The organism is Mycobacterium ostraviense (assembly GCF_002705925.1).
Lineage (GTDB): Bacteria > Actinomycetota > Actinomycetes > Mycobacteriales > Mycobacteriaceae > Mycobacterium > Mycobacterium ostraviense.
This window is the reverse complement of the sequence record NZ_NKRE01000173.1, coordinates 1-257: the sequence shown is the minus strand read 5'-3', so window position 1 is coordinate 257 and position 257 is coordinate 1. Positions and strand designations below refer to the sequence as shown.

General features: G+C 45.1%; 1 protein-coding gene. It reads left to right on the top strand.

Going from position 1 to position 257, the window contains the following annotated elements:
- Positions 1-8 precede the first annotated feature (8 nt).
- The coding region (locus CDN38_RS33790; RefSeq protein ID WP_275539819.1) for a ThiF family adenylyltransferase at positions 9-257 on the top strand (249 nt) is incomplete at its 3' end.

Sequence of the window (257 nt, the reverse complement as noted above, 5' to 3'; positions counted from 1 at the left end):
TTGGAGGACTGGGTTCCCATGTGTCTGTGTTTCTGGCCAGAGCAGGAGTGGGACATCTTCACCTTGTTGATTTTGATAAGGTGGATATGACCAACCTGAACCGGCAGCATTATTTTATCTCTCACCTGGGTATGGATAAGACAGAAGCCCTGAAAGAGCAGCTTTTTCAGATCAATCCATGGCTGGATATTAAGACCAGCTGCGAAAGGGTCACAGAAGAAAATATCCCCAGGCTTTTTCAAAATGCGGATATTATC